This is a genomic window from Anaerofustis stercorihominis DSM 17244, from assembly GCF_000154825.1.
GTDB lineage: Bacteria > Bacillota > Clostridia > Eubacteriales > Anaerofustaceae > Anaerofustis > Anaerofustis stercorihominis.
Window position 1 is genome coordinate 158655 of record NZ_DS560015.1, and the last position, 14042, is coordinate 172696.

20 protein-coding genes are annotated in these 14042 nt (G+C 40.9%); 3 read left to right on the forward strand and 17 right to left on the reverse strand.

Going from position 1 to position 14042, the window contains the following annotated elements:
* Positions 1-21: 21 nt before the first annotated feature.
* The gene (locus ANASTE_RS12325; protein WP_083781726.1) at positions 22-549 is read left to right on the forward strand and encodes a methyltransferase domain-containing protein; all 528 of its coding nucleotides are present in this window, start codon (positions 22-24) and stop codon (positions 547-549) included.
* Here the strand turns inward: ANASTE_RS12325 and ANASTE_RS00695 are convergent.
* The 14 genes from ANASTE_RS00695 to ANASTE_RS00765 all read right to left on the reverse strand — a co-directional run bounded on the left by ANASTE_RS00695 (position 468) and on the right by ANASTE_RS00765 (position 10807).
* The gene (locus tag ANASTE_RS00695) at positions 468-2324 is read right to left on the reverse strand and encodes a recombinase family protein (protein WP_187361991.1); all 1857 of its coding nucleotides are present in this window, start codon (positions 2322-2324) and stop codon (positions 468-470) included. The two genes, ANASTE_RS12325 and ANASTE_RS00695, sit on opposite strands and share 82 nt — an antisense overlap.
* Before the next feature lie 53 nt (positions 2325-2377).
* Positions 2378-2569, reverse strand: a complete 192-nt coding sequence (locus tag ANASTE_RS00700) for a stage II sporulation protein R (RefSeq protein ID WP_187361992.1) — start codon at positions 2567-2569, stop codon at positions 2378-2380.
* Between the two features lie 71 nt (positions 2570-2640).
* Positions 2641-2871 (reverse strand): YdbC family protein, encoded by a 231-nt coding sequence (locus tag ANASTE_RS00705; RefSeq protein ID WP_007048934.1) that lies wholly within the window; start codon positions 2869-2871, stop codon positions 2641-2643.
* Positions 2872-2938: 67 nt separating this feature from the next.
* Complete coding sequence (locus ANASTE_RS00710; protein ID WP_007048935.1) at positions 2939-3793, reverse strand: ParB/RepB/Spo0J family partition protein; 855 nt, start codon at positions 3791-3793, stop codon at positions 2939-2941.
* An 8-nt stretch (positions 3794-3801) separates the two neighbouring features.
* On the reverse strand, positions 3802-4767 hold the full coding sequence (mobV, locus tag ANASTE_RS00715; RefSeq protein WP_007048936.1) for a MobV family relaxase: 966 nt from the start codon (positions 4765-4767) through the stop codon (positions 3802-3804).
* Between the two features lie 337 nt (positions 4768-5104).
* Entirely contained in the window at positions 5105-6157 is a 1053-nt protein-coding gene (locus ANASTE_RS00720) for an AAA family ATPase (protein ID WP_007048937.1), read from the reverse strand.
* 152 nt (positions 6158-6309) lie between these two features.
* Positions 6310-6777: an RNA polymerase sigma factor gene (locus tag ANASTE_RS00730; RefSeq protein WP_007048938.1), complete on the reverse strand. Its 468-nt coding sequence runs from the start codon at positions 6775-6777 to the stop codon at positions 6310-6312.
* Between the two features lie 83 nt (positions 6778-6860).
* Positions 6861-7286 carry an RNA polymerase sigma factor gene (locus ANASTE_RS00735; protein WP_039944554.1) on the reverse strand — a complete coding sequence of 142 codons (426 nt, stop codon included), beginning with the start codon at positions 7284-7286 and terminating at the stop codon, positions 6861-6863.
* An 85-nt stretch (positions 7287-7371) separates the two neighbouring features.
* On the reverse strand, positions 7372-7890 hold the full coding sequence (locus ANASTE_RS00740) for a sigma-70 family RNA polymerase sigma factor (protein WP_039944555.1): 519 nt from the start codon (positions 7888-7890) through the stop codon (positions 7372-7374).
* Between the two features lie 497 nt (positions 7891-8387).
* Positions 8388-8558, reverse strand: a complete 171-nt coding sequence (locus ANASTE_RS00745; protein WP_007048941.1) for a cysteine-rich KTR domain-containing protein — start codon at positions 8556-8558, stop codon at positions 8388-8390.
* A 66-nt stretch (positions 8559-8624) separates the two neighbouring features.
* Positions 8625-9530 carry a helix-turn-helix transcriptional regulator gene (locus tag ANASTE_RS00750; RefSeq protein ID WP_007048942.1) on the reverse strand — a complete coding sequence of 302 codons (906 nt, stop codon included), beginning with the start codon at positions 9528-9530 and terminating at the stop codon, positions 8625-8627.
* Positions 9531-9534: 4 nt separating this feature from the next.
* Complete coding sequence (locus tag ANASTE_RS00755; RefSeq protein WP_007048943.1) at positions 9535-9879, reverse strand: DUF3795 domain-containing protein; 345 nt, start codon at positions 9877-9879, stop codon at positions 9535-9537.
* Positions 9879-10226 carry an antibiotic biosynthesis monooxygenase family protein gene (locus tag ANASTE_RS00760; protein ID WP_007048944.1) on the reverse strand — a complete coding sequence of 116 codons (348 nt, stop codon included), beginning with the start codon at positions 10224-10226 and terminating at the stop codon, positions 9879-9881. Before ANASTE_RS00760 ends, ANASTE_RS00755 begins: the two co-directional genes overlap by 1 nt.
* Before the next feature lie 206 nt (positions 10227-10432).
* Positions 10433-10807 carry a TnpV protein gene (locus tag ANASTE_RS00765; RefSeq protein WP_007048945.1) on the reverse strand — a complete coding sequence of 125 codons (375 nt, stop codon included), beginning with the start codon at positions 10805-10807 and terminating at the stop codon, positions 10433-10435.
* A 33-nt stretch (positions 10808-10840) separates the two neighbouring features.
* Between ANASTE_RS00765 and ANASTE_RS00770 the strand changes: the two genes are divergently transcribed.
* Complete coding sequence (locus tag ANASTE_RS00770; RefSeq protein ID WP_007048946.1) at positions 10841-11260, forward strand: hypothetical protein; 420 nt, start codon at positions 10841-10843, stop codon at positions 11258-11260.
* A gap of 195 nt (positions 11261-11455) precedes the next feature.
* Here ANASTE_RS00770 and ANASTE_RS00775 read toward each other — a convergent pair whose 3' ends face one another.
* Positions 11456-11920, reverse strand: a complete 465-nt coding sequence (locus ANASTE_RS00775; RefSeq protein WP_007048947.1) for a TspO/MBR family protein — start codon at positions 11918-11920, stop codon at positions 11456-11458.
* Positions 11921-12083: 163 nt separating this feature from the next.
* Between ANASTE_RS00775 and ANASTE_RS00780 the strand changes: the two genes are divergently transcribed.
* Positions 12084-13019: a DUF1848 domain-containing protein gene (locus tag ANASTE_RS00780; protein ID WP_007048948.1), complete on the forward strand. Its 936-nt coding sequence runs from the start codon at positions 12084-12086 to the stop codon at positions 13017-13019.
* 10 nt (positions 13020-13029) lie between these two features.
* Here the strand turns inward: ANASTE_RS00780 and ANASTE_RS00785 are convergent, their stop codons facing one another.
* Both ANASTE_RS00785 and ANASTE_RS11820 read right to left on the reverse strand, forming a co-directional pair.
* Positions 13030-13221, reverse strand: a complete 192-nt coding sequence (locus ANASTE_RS00785) for a hypothetical protein (protein WP_007048949.1) — start codon at positions 13219-13221, stop codon at positions 13030-13032.
* Positions 13222-13771: 550 nt separating this feature from the next.
* Complete coding sequence (locus tag ANASTE_RS11820) at positions 13772-13945, reverse strand: hypothetical protein (protein ID WP_007048951.1); 174 nt, start codon at positions 13943-13945, stop codon at positions 13772-13774.
* Positions 13946-14042: the final 97 nt, after the last annotated feature.

Consider the following 14042-nt stretch of genomic DNA (forward strand, 5'->3'; position numbering starts at 1 on the left):
AAAGTTCCGAGGAACTCAAATATGAGTAGCACAAACAAAAAGCTAATAAATTATATAAAGAATAAACCTGATGTATATGAAAAGAGCACGTCCGCATTTTGGGATGATGAAAATATATCTAAGTATATGTTAGAAGAGCATATAAATCCAGAGTCCGAGGGTGCGACCAGAAATCATAAATTTATAAAGAAGTCAGCTGATTGGATCAGCGGATTATTAGGTGACACGAAAAATAAAAAGTTATTGGATTTAGGATGTGGACCCGGGATATATGATGAACTTTTTTATAAAAACGGATTTAATGTTACGGGGATAGATTTTTCTAAGCGTTCCATTGAATATGCAAAAAAGCATGCAAAAGAAAAAGGTATTAATATAAAATATCATTATAAAAATTATTTGGATATAGATTATGAAGAAAAATTTGACATTGCGGTCTTGATTTACTGTGACTTTGGAGTCCTGCCTCAGTCGGTCATTTTTTGCGGACAGTTCAATACATACTGTCTTTTTCTTTCCCTGCTCCTGCGTTTCGTTTCTGTCCCTTGAACCTTTCTTATCTTTCCCCTGCACTCTGGACAATACTTCGATATTGCGGAGTGGGGGACGTATTCAACACCGCACACTGTACAATTCTTAGGCTTTAATGCTGTCCACCGCTTTGTGGGTGTGATATGTAATTCACCGACAAAGCCGATGAATTTATAGTAAATCTTGATTTCCTGCTTCACTGTTCCGTCCACTGACTTCTCACGCTCTGAAACAAGTATCTTGTCTATCAGTGCATTTACCACTGTTGCGTCCAGTTCCTTTAAGCCTTGATAGTTGCGGATAAGGGAGAGGAAGTCACGGATTCCCTGCGATTTCTCGTAGCTTTCATTAAGAGTTTCCGTTACCTCTTTCAATCTCGCTTCGATTTCAAGCTGTTCTTTCTGGTATTTCCCCGACATCATTTCATAATTCCGCTCGGTAATACGCTCCATGACCTTATCCTCATAGAGAGAGGAAAACAGCCTGTCAAGCTCCGCAAGACGTTTGTTTAGTTTCTTCCGTTCCTTTTCCAGTGCCTTTGCCCTGCTCTGGTCTGTTTCCGTGAGCCGCTTCTCAATCGCCCTCACCGCCCGCTCGTCATTCACCGCCATATCCGCAAAGCGGTTAATGTCGGCAAGGACGGCGTTGAACAAATCCCTTGCTTCAATAGAGTGTGCGGTACACATGACGTTGCCGTACCTGCCATAATTATTGCAGGTATATTGTACGCAGTCGATAATGTCGGGGCGTTTCCTCCTGTTTGCGCTCATAGCCCGCAGAGCATAGCCGCAGTCCGCACACTTGATAATGCCTGCAAAAATATTCTCAAAGTCGCCCTTATTCTTTTCCCGTCTGCGGCTCGTCATAAGCTGTTGGACAGTATCAAATTCTTCTTGTGTGACTATGCCCTCATGGGTGTCGGGGATCACTTCCCATTCTTCTGGCAGCTTGGACGGTCTTTTCTTGCTTTTCATATTGGCGGCAATCCGCTTGTAGCCTGCAAGGTTTCCCGCATAGATAGGGCTTCTTAAAATATTCCTCAAGCTGTTCTCACTCCATATATAGCGGTTTTCTTCGTTGTCCTCAAAGTATCTCTCATAGCCTGCCGCCCCCTGCTCCGCCGCATAAGCGGCAGGGCGTAAAACGTGCTGGCTGTTGATGTGCTTACGGATTTTTCCAAGTCCGTTTCCTGCCAATGCAAGGTCAAATATCTCCCTTACAACGTGCGCTACTTTATCGTCAATCAGCAGATGGTTGTGGTCGGCAGGGTCTTTGATATATCCATAGGGTGCATATGTCCCCATGAATTTTCCCTGCTGAAACCTCGCACGGTACGCCGATTTTATCTTGACCGACACATCGGCTGAATACATTTCGTTTAGGATGTTGCGGAATGGGGTGATGTCCATCGCTGATTTATTTAGCGTGTCCACGCCGTCATTGACCGCTATATACCTCACATTATGCTCTGGGAAAAAGACTTCCAGATATAAGCCGCAGTCAAGGTAATTCCTCCCTAAACGTGATAAATCTTTCGTAATCACGCAGTTTATCAGCCCGTTTTCAATGTCCTTAATCATGTTCTGGAAGCTCGGTCTTTGGAAATTCGTACCAGAGTAACCGTCGTCCACATACGTTTTTGCCAGATGCCAGCCCTGCTTTTTCACATAATCCGTGAGGATGGATTTCTGTGTGGCAATGCTCGCACTCTCATTATCCGTCCCATCATCCTTTGACAAGCGGCAGTAAATGCCGACTAAATAGATTTTCTTTTCTTCTTTGATTCCTGCCATACTGTTAAACTCCGTATCTGCCCTAACTGTTTTCATGTTCCATTGCGTACATTCTAAGCGGATATACCCTCATTGTCGAAGGTGTCATCTTTGGCAATCTCCCTCCGTATATCCTCGGAGATAATCGGGATAAATGCCTCTGCAACGGTCTGTGTGCCGACATATTCACGGCTGACAATCATCTGCACTGGCTGTCTTGCCACAATGCGCTTTCTCTTTTTGTTCGCTTTCTTATCCTCGCCCATACTCAAATCTTCCTTTCCAGACAGGGCAGGGGAACGTCTGGAAACATCCCCACCCTGCCTATCAGACACAATCAATCCCCTCTGTTCAATTCTTCCTGCAATGCTTTAAGGAGAGCCGCCGCTTCATCAGCGGTCAACGTGATTCCCTTTCCGCACTTCTCACGGTTGGGGGAAAAGCTGCGGATGTCATACTTCGGCTCTTTCCCGTTCCATGAGATTAAATTGATTTCCTTTGTATAGCCGCTTCCGCTTGCCGACAACACGGCGATTTCCTTTACAAATTCATATTGTATTCCTTTCATTTCCTACCTCGATTCTACTTTTTCTTTGCTTGGATACTCTGTGCATTTACTACCCGAAAAGAGAAGATTAGCGGCTGTCCCTGCCCCGTTTCCTCTGCAATTCACGCTCCAAAAGCTTGATGATGGTGTCCTCCATCTGCTTCGGCGTTGTGCCTTTCGGGAAATATTTTTTTAACCGCTCCATGCCGATTTTCACGGTTTCTTTCTGGTTTCCCTTTTCCTCCGTCATAATGGAAAATATCATATCCATGTCAAGCCGCCCGCTCTGGCTCAAGGTTTTCATCCGCTGTGCCTGTGAGAGTGAGGGCGTTGCTTCCTCGCTTTCCATCGTGGCGAATAAATTTTCCTGTTCCTCTTTCTTCAAAAAGGACAGCTCCACCGCAGGCGTGAGGGCGATTTTCCCCTCGTCCACCATCAGCAAAATCGGCGGTATCAGTTCCGTCAATCGGATAAATCTCTGCACGGTCATCCTGCCCACGCCGAAGCCCTGTGCCACTTTATCGTCCGTCCGCAACTTCGTCCCAACTTGTGACGAGGTTAAATCTGTGCGGAAACCCTGCCGTTTCATGGCTTCAGATTTCATCTTGTAGGCAAACGCCCGCTCGCTCGGCAGGATATTTTCACGCTGTAAGTTGCTGTCTACAAGAGTGATAATGGCTCGGTCACGGTCTAAGGGCAGGACAAAAGCGGGGATTGTGTTTATCCCTGCAAGCTCCGAAGCACGGACACGCCGCTGTCCCGCAATGATTTCATATCCGTCCCCGTCCTCTTTCGGGCGTGTAATTATCGGCGTTACGATTCCAAATTCCTTAATGCTTTCCGCTAACTCTGACAGCATTTCATTCTCCACCACATGAAAAGGGTTGTCTGGAAATGGGTACAAATCTGAGGTCTTTAATACCTTAAAATCCTGTTTCTTCATTCACATTCCTACCTTTCTTTCGCTCTGTTCCAATTACTTTTCTGCAATTCTTCCAATACCTCTGGCGGGATTTTGGAGAGCAGCCGCCCCATCTGCTCGTTGGTTTTCTGCAACTCAAATATCCTCTGGTTTGCTTTCTGTACCTTTAGTTCCTGCTCGTACTTTTCATCACGCATACGCCCCGCATAATCGGATTCCTGCCCGATTCTCTCTTTCAAGCTGTCGATATACGCCTGCTGTCTCCCGATTTCCTTAGAAAATTTCTCCACGTCTGGAAGCCATGCGGAGAGCAGTTCTAACGCCTTATCTCTTTTCTTGCCTGCATTAAAGGCGTTGATGTCGGAGAGGGCAGACACGATTTCCGCATACTGTTTATCCAGCCTGCTGCCCAACTTATAGAGCCATGTGGGGATGTGTTTCCGCTTCGTTTCCATTGAGGACTGCCCCCGTTCAAGCTGATTCCACCGTGCGGACATCCGCTCATGGTAGGCGGTCTGCCACTCGGATAAGGATTTCTGGTTGCCTAAAATGGACTTTGCTGATAGCTTGTTGTCGGGCGTAAGCGGCACAAAGCATAGGTGCATATGGGGCGTTTTCTCGTCCATATGGATGACTGCGGAGAGGATATTCCTCTTTCCCACACGCTCCGAAATGAAGTCAAGAGCCGTCTGGAAATAGGCTTTTTGTTCTTCGGGCGGTAAGCTGTTCATAAATTCTGGCGAAGCGGTGATGAGCGTTTCCACCATCATCACGCTGTCTTTCCTCACTTTACATCCCGCCTCGGCTACCATTCGGTTTATCTCTTTTTTGTAGGTGTAACGGGGCGGATTCACAAGATGATAGTTATCTTTGGAGCGTTCCATATCAATATCAGGGTTGCTTTTATAGGCTTCTTTCTTCCGCTCGTTGTGGCGTTCGCAAGACGCAACGCCGCCTGCTTTACGTTTCTGGAAACGCAGGATTGCATAGGGCATAATTCATCTTCCTTTCTTTCGGCGGGTAACTGTCGCTTCCTGTCTTTGGTGCGTGACGGTCATGACGGTGATGACGGTGTTTTTGGTATACCCCCTCATAAGAGCCGTAACCGTCACGCCGACATTCTTTTATCCGAAGCGGAAAGCGTAGGATAAGCAGGGCAAAGCCCTGCCATAAGGGAGTCCAGAGGGAACGTCTGGCACACGACTTTGCAGGGCAAAGTGTAGTGTGTTACACCCTGTAAACGCAGTCGGAAAAATCAGAAGATTTTTCTGACCGCAGGGGTGGCATTACGAGCCGAAAAGGGCGAGTAATGCCCACGCCTGCATGTTGCGTTTACGGGGTGTTCTCCCGTAGGGATGACAGCGGCGGGGGTATCCCAAAAACACCGTCATCATCGTCATGACCGTCATCCTCCACATCTTCCTGCCTTGCAAGGGAAATCATCCGCCCGCTGCTCCTGCGGCTGAAATCATAGCGGATATGGTTTTCAAGCAGGAAATCAAGGCGGTACTCGTTCATCCACTTCGTCAATACATTCGCCGCTGTCCCTGTTTCCCCCAGAGCGTCCAATAATTCCGTTGCCGTTCCAGTCCATTCCTCCCTGCCTTGCATGAAATCCACTAACCGAAAGAGAATATCTGGTATCGCTTCTTTGGCAAGCTGTTCCTGTTCTTTCCTCTCCACCAGTTCCCAACTGCAATCACGGAAACGGAGCGTAAACTCCTGATAAGGCGTGTCCCTGCCCGTCACATACAGCTTGGCGGCATTGGATGCACGGCTTTCCTGTTCCAGAACAAAGGTTGCGTCTGCACTCCCTGTCAATCCCGTCGTGCCAGACACTTTGTTGAACACGTCGCTGTCATTCTGCTTTCGGATGTGGTGTACGACAATGACCGCCAATGAGTGCCTATCGGCAAAGTCTTTGATAAGGGAGATGTCCCCGTAATCGCTTGCATAGGCATTGTCTTTGGATGCGGTGCGGATTTTCTGCAAGGTGTCAATGACAATGAGCCTGCTGTCGGGGCATTCTTTCAGATAATCCTCCAACTGCACGATAAGACCGTCTGACAGCTTATCGCTTGCCACGGCAAAGTGAAGCCGCCCGCTTGCTTCGTCCGTCAAGCGGAACAGCCTGTCCTGTATGCGGCAGAAGGTATCCTCCAAACAGAGGTAAAACACGTCGCCCTCCTGTGTCGGCATATCCCACAAGGGGATTCCCTGCGACACGCATAGGCAGAGCTTTAACATGAGCCAGCTCTTGCCGATTTTCTGTGAGCCGCAGAACAGGGTTAAGCCCGTGGGTATCAGACCGTCCACCACAAAGGACGGCTTCTCAAGTGGCTCATAGAGGAGCGTGTCGGCGCTGACTGTCTGAAGCTTCTGCATGGGATTCCTCCTTTCGGGCGGTGTCTTTGGTTTTGTTACGCATAGGCGTGACCTCCTTAAAATAGATTTACTCCCACAAAAAGAAGTGAGAGTATGTAATACCGCCAGTCCCACGCAAAACGGATTTCTTTTTCGGGCAGTAGTCGTCAAGGTTAAAGATACTTCCTCATTTCTGCCTTGACCTTTCCCCTTGCAACTGAAACAGACTTTTGAATTGCGGAAGCGGTGCAATGCTCCATCTCTGCTATCTGATAAAAGTTGAGGTCATACTCGTAGTAGAGCAGGAAACGCCGCTTTTGTATCTCTGGCAGTCGGGCAACCGCCTTATAGAACATTTCATTTCTTTCTTTTTCAATCATTCTTTCATCAAGCGTTTTAGGCACTCTTAATGCACGTCTGTAAAGCGTTTCGTCCCATACCTCGTTAAACTCCCTGTGCCGCTGGTTCCATTGCTGAAGATTTCTGTTCCTGCGCTCCATCTGCCGAAATTCAAAGAATAGCTGTTCTGATACTTCCAGTTCGTGGTGTTCCCCCTGCCCGTCCTTAAAGCTGATGGAATACCTTGTGCCGCTTTCGGTGGATTCCTCCCGAAGCGTGTATGTCTTTGCCCCGTATGCCATTTTCTTTCCTCCTGCTAAAAAGTAGGGGAGAGTTTTTCCCTCCCCACCAGATAGCCCATAGGAAAGCGGGATATATTAGCCGCTCATAAAATTTTCCGTAGCTTCTTCCGCAGATGGTTGAGCCTTGCATAGATAGCCCCTGCCGTTAAATGCACAAGCGGGGCAATCTCCTTTGTGGAATAGCCCTGCATTTTCAGCAGGACGATTTGTAACGTGCGCCTGTCCACCGTGATTAAGGCAAGGTACAGAGTTTCGTTCTCAATCTCGTCCAGTAATTCAGCAACAGACTTTACCTCCGTCTGCTTCTCCCTGTCTGCCATGCCCTCAAGGTATTCGCCGAAGTCGCTCGCCCATCGGTAAAACCGCCTGTTGGAATTAAAATCTGCCCTATCGTCTGTGCGGATTTGCTCAATGACCGCTTCGTCAACGCCGCACTCACGCAAAATCTTTTCTTCCGCTTCTTTCCAGATACGCCATTTCCTGTCCTCCCGTCCGTGGTTGTATGCCATCTTATTTCCTCCAATCGAAATTGATTGAGAGGGCAGAAAAAGCCCCCTCATTTTCCCAAAGGAAAAAACAAGGGGGCTGAACGCCTTAAATTTTGTTTTCGATTATCTTTCTCAGCTTCGCAAGGATTTTGGCTTTGCGCTTGTTCACAACGCTCTGTGTCACGCCCAACCGCAGCCCGACTTCCCTCTCGGAAAGTCCCTCAAAGAAGATTGCGTTTATCAATGCCTGCTCACTGCCTGACAATAAAGGCAGGGCGGCTTTCAGCCTGTCCACCATCACTGCATGGACAACGGTTTCCGCAACATCCACCGCTTCATCAACAACGAAGTCAAGTACATTCCCCTCGCTGTCTGTAAATCCCTCCAATGAGAGCAGCTTGTGGTTCGTGTCCAGTTTTTTCAGATAACGCCACCGCTCTTTCTCCTTGTAGAAATCTGCGTACTGTTCCCGCACGACTTCAATCAGACAGCCCTGCACGGGGATAAACAGCTTGTCCATGTAACTCTGGTCGGCTTGCCTGCGGCGGCAGAAATCCCGATAGGACAGCTCCACATAGCCGCTATTCTCTTTGATATATACTTTTCTTGGTGCATACTTCACCATAAGTACCTCCCATCTGAATTTTTGAAATGCTAAAATCCAGATGGAGGGGGCGGGGAGCGGCAATGAATACCAGATACAGCCCTGCGGCATAATTTGATAAAAAACGACAAAAGAAAAACCGCAAAGGTTCTGTGACCTCTACGGTTATAGGAAATACATATTCTGTTAAGTGGAGATTCTACTTCTGGTTTCATGGCAAGAAGTAGCGTTGCATAGGCAGGGATTTTTTTAACTGGCTTTCTGCCATTCCTCGATATGCTATGTATGGATTAACTCTGCATTGCATGAGCAGATGAATTACTGCCCGAAAAAAGGACATAAAAAATCCCTCCAAACTTTAAAACAGGTCTGGAGAGTGTCTGTTAAGTCTTTTCGGGCATAGCAATACCGCCCACCACACGCCGTTTTTTTATATGGTGGGCGTTCGCCTTAAAACCTTATAGACAGAAACAGAGCCGATAAACTGTGATTGCTCACTTGTTCATCGGCTCTGCGTCTTATGCGTCTGGCTCTGTGATGACTGTTATCTGCAAATTCTTTACTTCAATCAATGTTTCCTGCTTGCATTTTGGACAGTAGAGAGGATAATTTTTTAAAACCGTATCCTCTCTAATTCTGTCACGGGTTTTGTTACCACAAACAGGACAGTGTATCCACTTTTCTTTCATATGCACTCCTATAATTGCTATTTATAATCCTTTAAATTACGGCAAACCTCTACTTTCCCGCCATTGTTAGTACATGGCAGATATTCTTTTAGCCTTTTCCTTTAGAATATTTCTTGCTTCAATAGGTTCAATAATTTCAACATATTCCCCAAAAGAAAGCAGATATAGGAAAGTCCAATCACTAAACTGGTATCTAAAAGTCACTTCCAATGTTCCATCGTCTAATTTTTTAATATATTTCTCTTGAAATTCATCATAAACTTTATACGCTATCTTTTCCGAAAAATGTAATACGAATATGGGTGTATTGTATTCTTCCTTGTAGGCAGGGGTAATAGAAAAATCCTTTGGTAATTCACGGTCAAATAATTGGTCTGTTATTTGAAGCTCCCTTATGCGGGACATCTTAAAAGTGCGAATATCATTTTTGTGCTTTGAATAGGCAACAAGATACCATGCATGAGATTTGAAAACTAATTTCAACGGCTCGACAATCTGATTGGTGATTGTCAATTCTGCATTAAAATAAGTGAACGTAATCACATACTTATTGATTATCGCACGTTCTAAAACCGTAATATTGTTCCGTTCCTTTTCTGGACTGCCCCAATAGGAAAAATCAATCTCCAACCATTCGGACTGTAAATTATGGCTAAACAATCCAGCAATCTTGTTTAATGATTTATCAGCGTTAGGATAATTTGACGACTTTAGAATCTGCAACGCCTGTATAATATTCTTTTGTTCTTCCTGCGTAAAATAAGATTTATCCAGCGAAAAGCCTTGTAATAACGACAATCCTCCGCCATATCCCTTTTGTGATGTAATCGGTATGCCCGCAATCGAAAGTATATTGATGTCCCTATATATCGTGCGGGCGGAAACACAAAGTTCCTTTGCCAGTTGCTTCGCAGTTATATTCTCATGCCTTAACAAGAGAAACACAATTTGAATAAGTCTGTCTATCTGCATATTATCACTCTGCCTTTTTGTGTTTAATGGCAAGCTGTTTTAAATGATTCAAATTTTCTGAATTATCACCTAAATTTTCTTTCAGTATAGAACATGGAAATTTGTCACACTCGGCACAACTTCCATAAGGTTTCTTAACGCCGCATAGCCTTATATCACAATCACCGCACATCTTTTGTGACACCGTATCAGAATGGCATCCCAAACAATACATATCTTCTTTTGAGAATTTTACAGTATCGGTTGAATATTCATTTGCCAATTTGGTTTGTTCATCTGTATTTTTGCTGATAGTAGCCAAATAAACAGGACATTCATTACAATTTAATCCACAATATGCGAAATCCATTAAAACACTCCCTCTCCTAAATATTTGTCGTGCGGAACTATTAAACATTTTTCAATAGACTTCCAATAGCTGTCATAAAGATTTTTTTGTGCTGCTCCATAGCTTTCTTTCGTATCAAATTCCCAGTAAAGCATATACTTAACACTTTTTACAATACGGTTGATTTTAAGAGGTGGAAGTCCCTCCTTAATTTGCTCCATGTCTATGCGATACCCTCTTTTGGCGAACCGAAGCAGAAGCAATCCCTCCTGTTTTTCCAAAAGGCTTTTGGCTTCATGCATTAGAGCTTCAAATTCCTCTACCTTTTGCGGTTTGACTTGATAAATACATATTTCAGTAAATGGCATATTTCATTCCTCCTTCATTTTAGTTATAACATTAGGAATGTGACAACAAGCATGTCGCATTCCTCTATTTATTTTCATGTGAACTATAATGATATAGCTATTCACATTTTATCATGTCAAAACTCCTTCTGGCAAATACGAACTTTAATCGAAACTTCCCGAAAAGAAAAGCGACAGAGTTTTTACACTCTGCCACTTTACCTGCCCTATGCAAAGATAATTTCCTTGTTCACAATCTCCCTCGCACACGCCCTTATGTTATTCATTCTTCCTGTCCATTCTAAGGCGTTTTCTGCCTTTAGCTGTTCTGTGATACCCTGTGTCTGTTTCATGCCCTTTATGAGCCTTTCAAAGTGTTCCTGCGCCTGCCTGTCAATGTCGGCAAGATAAGCGTTGAGCCTGCCGCTTGTAAGAAGATTGATGTATGTAACCTTTCGGTACTTCTTCAGATAGTCCAGATGCCGCTGTCCCCATGTGCCTATCGGCTGTTCTTCTCCGGCGGGTACGGTTAAGCACGGGATTAAGTAATCTCCTTGCCGCTCGTATTTGCCGCCCAGTTCCTCAAATAATGATTTTGCCATTGTCTGTTACCTCCACATTCTTTTTTATTTTGAATGTCCGCAAAATCCGTCCTACATCCTAAAGACAGAGAGGTTATTTTAACAAAGGCAAGAAAAGCTTTAAAACAAGGCGGACTTTTGATTTTAGATGGTTTCACAATGAAATTTATTGATGATTTTGAAGAGAAAGAGATCATTGAATACAATAAATACGGCTTTTGGTCAGAGAAAGAACATGCATGTATTCAGCGCAACCACATATATCAAGACACCTTAAATACTTTGGAGCAGTATTTGGTTATAACCGAAGAAGATATTGAATGTTATAATATTTGGAATCAGGTATTTACAAAAGAGTCTATCGTGTCTGAAATTAAAAATGCTGGTTTTGAAAATATTGATTTATATGATGATGTGGCAGGCAAATCTTATTCCGGTAAAGATAAAACAATTTGTGTTGTCGCTGGGAAATAATATAGTTATTTTTATGAATTTATATATATTTTTTAATAATTAATATTTTAATTAATAATACATTCTTTGTATTAATTATTAACTAAAATTTAAATTTGAAATATAAATATATATCTCTATATTTAATGTAGAATATATATATGACAAATGTATGATTAAAACAAAAAAGGATAATCCCTAAAACTTATCCTTTTTTTAATTCAAAATAAACACCATAAAATTCAAATATCCCGCAAATGTGACCCAAAGTAAATATGGTATTTGCAGATAGCCTGCTATAGGTTTTATATTTTTGAATGTTATTATCATCTTTATTATTAAAGCCCATAAAGCAATAAGTATCATAAAAGCCAAAAGGAAGTTTCTCATATTGAAGAATACTATGGTCCAAAGAAAGTTAAGCACCAGCTGAAGGGCATACGTTCTAAGTGCTTCGGTCCTTATGCTTGAATTTGATATTATTATGAAATATGCTCCAATTCCCATTAAAATATAAAGAATTGTCCATACTATGGGAAAAATAAATTCAGGCGGCGATAGAGGAGGAAGATTTAAGTGTTTATATATTACCATGCTTTTGCTTGTTAATAATCCTGCAAGTCCTCCCGTCAAAAGGGGTATAAGTACGGATATGATAAAAGTTTTGATATTGTTCTTCATTTGTAACTCCTATATTAAAATTCTCATTATTATAATTTATGTAATTAATTCCAAAATATAATAACTTTAAAATCTAAATAAGATTTAAGATTTGAAAAGTTCGAATTTGTAAGGGAATAAATGTGTTATGATATAAAAAATATAAGAAAGTGAGTGTATAAAAATGATTATAAGTGCCAGCAGGAGAACGGATATACCCAATTACTACTCCGATTGGTTTATAAATAGGATCAAAGACGGATATGTGTATATCAGAAATCCGTTTAATAAAAAGCAAATAAGTAAAGTTGATATAACTAAAGATGTGGTGGATTGTATAGTTTTTTGGACTAAAAATCCTAAAAATATGATAGACAAGCTTGATGAACTCAAAGGTTATGATTATTATTTTCAGTTTACCTTAACATCTTACGGTAAAGATATAGAACCTAATTTACCTAATAAGAGTGAAGATCTGATTACAGTATTTAAAAGGCTATCCGATAAGATAGGGAAAGATAATGTCATTTGGAGATATGACCCTATTTTGCTTAGCGATAAATATAACAAGAACTATCATTTAAAAGCTTTTGAAAAAATAGCAAATAATTTAAAGGGGTATACGAATAAGGTAATAATAAGCTTTATTGATTTATATGATAAAACTCTAAAAAATACTAAAGGGTTGAATTTGAAAAAGTTAAATAAGGAAGAAATGATTTTCTTAGCTAAAAATTTATCAATCATTGCAGAAAAAAACGATATGAGTATTGAAACATGTGCGGAAGAAATTGATTTAAGTGAATATGGAGTTAGGCAGGGGCACTGTATAGATAAAACATTGATTGAAAATATTATAGGCTGTAAAATAAAAGCAAATAAAGATAAAAATCAAAGAGCCATATGCGGATGTATAGAAAGTATTGATATAGGTGCGTATAATACATGTCTTAACGGATGTAGATATTGTTATGCTAATTTTAATGAAAAAACAGTAGAGGATAATCTTAAGTTATACGATATCAACTCTCCAATACTTTGTGATAATATTAGAGAAGGTGACAAAATATATGAAAGAAGAGTTGAATCTTTTAAAGAAAATCAAATGAGCTTGCTGTAATACTTATATATTATCTTAAATCGGGTTTTGAAATGTATTCCGATTTTGATATATATTCCGCATTTGAGTGTAGATCGTACAAGCTATGAATATAATCGTTTTGGTCATGAAGCTCCAATTGTACCGACGTAGGTAATGACAAGAAGTATTTTCTGGAACCGGAGCTCGATGCTATCAAGTCATTTAAATTTTTATATCTCATTTTTTTATCACCTCATAAATATTTTTAGCCGATTTAAAAGTGATATTCTTAAGTTTTGTACTTGTTATAAATTACTATTTTTAAGCAATAGATAATGAATTAAAAGAAGATTGATATCTTCTTTTTTTTGTTTTTTTAAGGGAAAAGTACTTTTAAAATTTGAAAAATAATTTAGTACTATATATTTCAAATAATAATATAGAGGTAACATTTATACTTTTATATTTCTTTATATTTTTATTAAGTATTGTCTATAAATTTATTAAAAAAAATTGTATTTTAATTACCGGAAAATTTTAAAAGACAGAAGTAAAATTGACTTAACAATTATGTTAATCTTTTTATATATTATTAATATTTTTCATATAAAGAATAAGTTATAAAGCTTATATCGTATTATTTATTATATTGTCAATGATAATGTCGTTAAGTAATATATTAAATATGAAAATGTATTTCTTGTTATGAAATACAGTGCTTTAGTAAAATGATAATAAATAAAAAGGATATAGGATTAATCTTATATCCTTTAGGGGAAAATGAAATATATTTATACCCATCCAAGTATTATGGATAATGGATACATAACTAATGTTACGCTTATTATGACACCTGCAATAATAACGCTAGGTATGCATATTGCGGCGAGTATGTATGATATATAAGGATGTATAATAATATTTTTTTCTTTCATGTTTTTTAAAGTAAAATTTAAATGTTTCATTTTTATTCACTTCCTTTTTATACTCACTATTATATCCGTTCATGTATTAAGATAGTGTTCAGCTGTTTATAAATCCTATTAAGATTGTATAAAAATT

Bases quoted from the DNA above. Each gene is read 5' to 3' on its own strand.
- mobV (WP_007048936.1), bottom strand. From the start codon at position 4,767: ATGCCCTATGCAATCCTGCGTTTCCAGAAACGTAAAGCAGGCGGCGTT.
- ANASTE_RS00745 (WP_007048941.1), bottom strand. From the start codon at position 8,558: ATGAAAGAAAAGTGGATACACTGTCCTGTTTGTGGTAACAAAACCCGT.
- ANASTE_RS00775 (WP_007048947.1), bottom strand. From the start codon at position 11,920: ATGAAGAACAATATCAAAACTTTTATCATATCCGTACTTATACCCCTT.
- ANASTE_RS00740 (WP_039944555.1), bottom strand. From the start codon at position 7,890: ATGGTGAAGTATGCACCAAGAAAAGTATATATCAAAGAGAATAGCGGC.
- ANASTE_RS00780 (WP_007048948.1), top strand. From the start codon at position 12,084: ATGATTATAAGTGCCAGCAGGAGAACGGATATACCCAATTACTACTCC.
- ANASTE_RS00760 (WP_007048944.1), bottom strand. From the start codon at position 10,226: ATGCCATTTACTGAAATATGTATTTATCAAGTCAAACCGCAAAAGGTA.
- ANASTE_RS00705 (WP_007048934.1), bottom strand. From the start codon at position 2,871: ATGAAAGGAATACAATATGAATTTGTAAAGGAAATCGCCGTGTTGTCG.
- ANASTE_RS00750 (WP_007048942.1), bottom strand. From the start codon at position 9,530: ATGCAGATAGACAGACTTATTCAAATTGTGTTTCTCTTGTTAAGGCAT.
- ANASTE_RS12325 (WP_083781726.1), top strand. From the start codon at position 22: ATGAGTAGCACAAACAAAAAGCTAATAAATTATATAAAGAATAAACCT.
- ANASTE_RS00720 (WP_007048937.1), bottom strand. From the start codon at position 6,157: ATGCAGAAGCTTCAGACAGTCAGCGCCGACACGCTCCTCTATGAGCCA.
- ANASTE_RS00785 (WP_007048949.1), bottom strand. From the start codon at position 13,221: ATGAGATATAAAAATTTAAATGACTTGATAGCATCGAGCTCCGGTTCC.
- ANASTE_RS00700 (WP_187361992.1), bottom strand. From the start codon at position 2,569: ATGGGCGAGGATAAGAAAGCGAACAAAAAGAGAAAGCGCATTGTGGCA.
- ANASTE_RS00735 (WP_039944554.1), bottom strand. From the start codon at position 7,286: ATGGCATACAACCACGGACGGGAGGACAGGAAATGGCGTATCTGGAAA.
- ANASTE_RS11820 (WP_007048951.1), bottom strand. From the start codon at position 13,945: ATGAAACATTTAAATTTTACTTTAAAAAACATGAAAGAAAAAAATATT.
- ANASTE_RS00755 (WP_007048943.1), bottom strand. From the start codon at position 9,879: ATGGATTTCGCATATTGTGGATTAAATTGTAATGAATGTCCTGTTTAT.
- ANASTE_RS00695 (WP_187361991.1), bottom strand. From the start codon at position 2,324: ATGGCAGGAATCAAAGAAGAAAAGAAAATCTATTTAGTCGGCATTTAC.
- ANASTE_RS00765 (WP_007048945.1), bottom strand. From the start codon at position 10,807: ATGGCAAAATCATTATTTGAGGAACTGGGCGGCAAATACGAGCGGCAA.
- ANASTE_RS00730 (WP_007048938.1), bottom strand. From the start codon at position 6,777: ATGGCATACGGGGCAAAGACATACACGCTTCGGGAGGAATCCACCGAA.
- ANASTE_RS00710 (WP_007048935.1), bottom strand. From the start codon at position 3,793: ATGAAGAAACAGGATTTTAAGGTATTAAAGACCTCAGATTTGTACCCA.
- ANASTE_RS00770 (WP_007048946.1), top strand. From the start codon at position 10,841: ATGTCCGCAAAATCCGTCCTACATCCTAAAGACAGAGAGGTTATTTTA.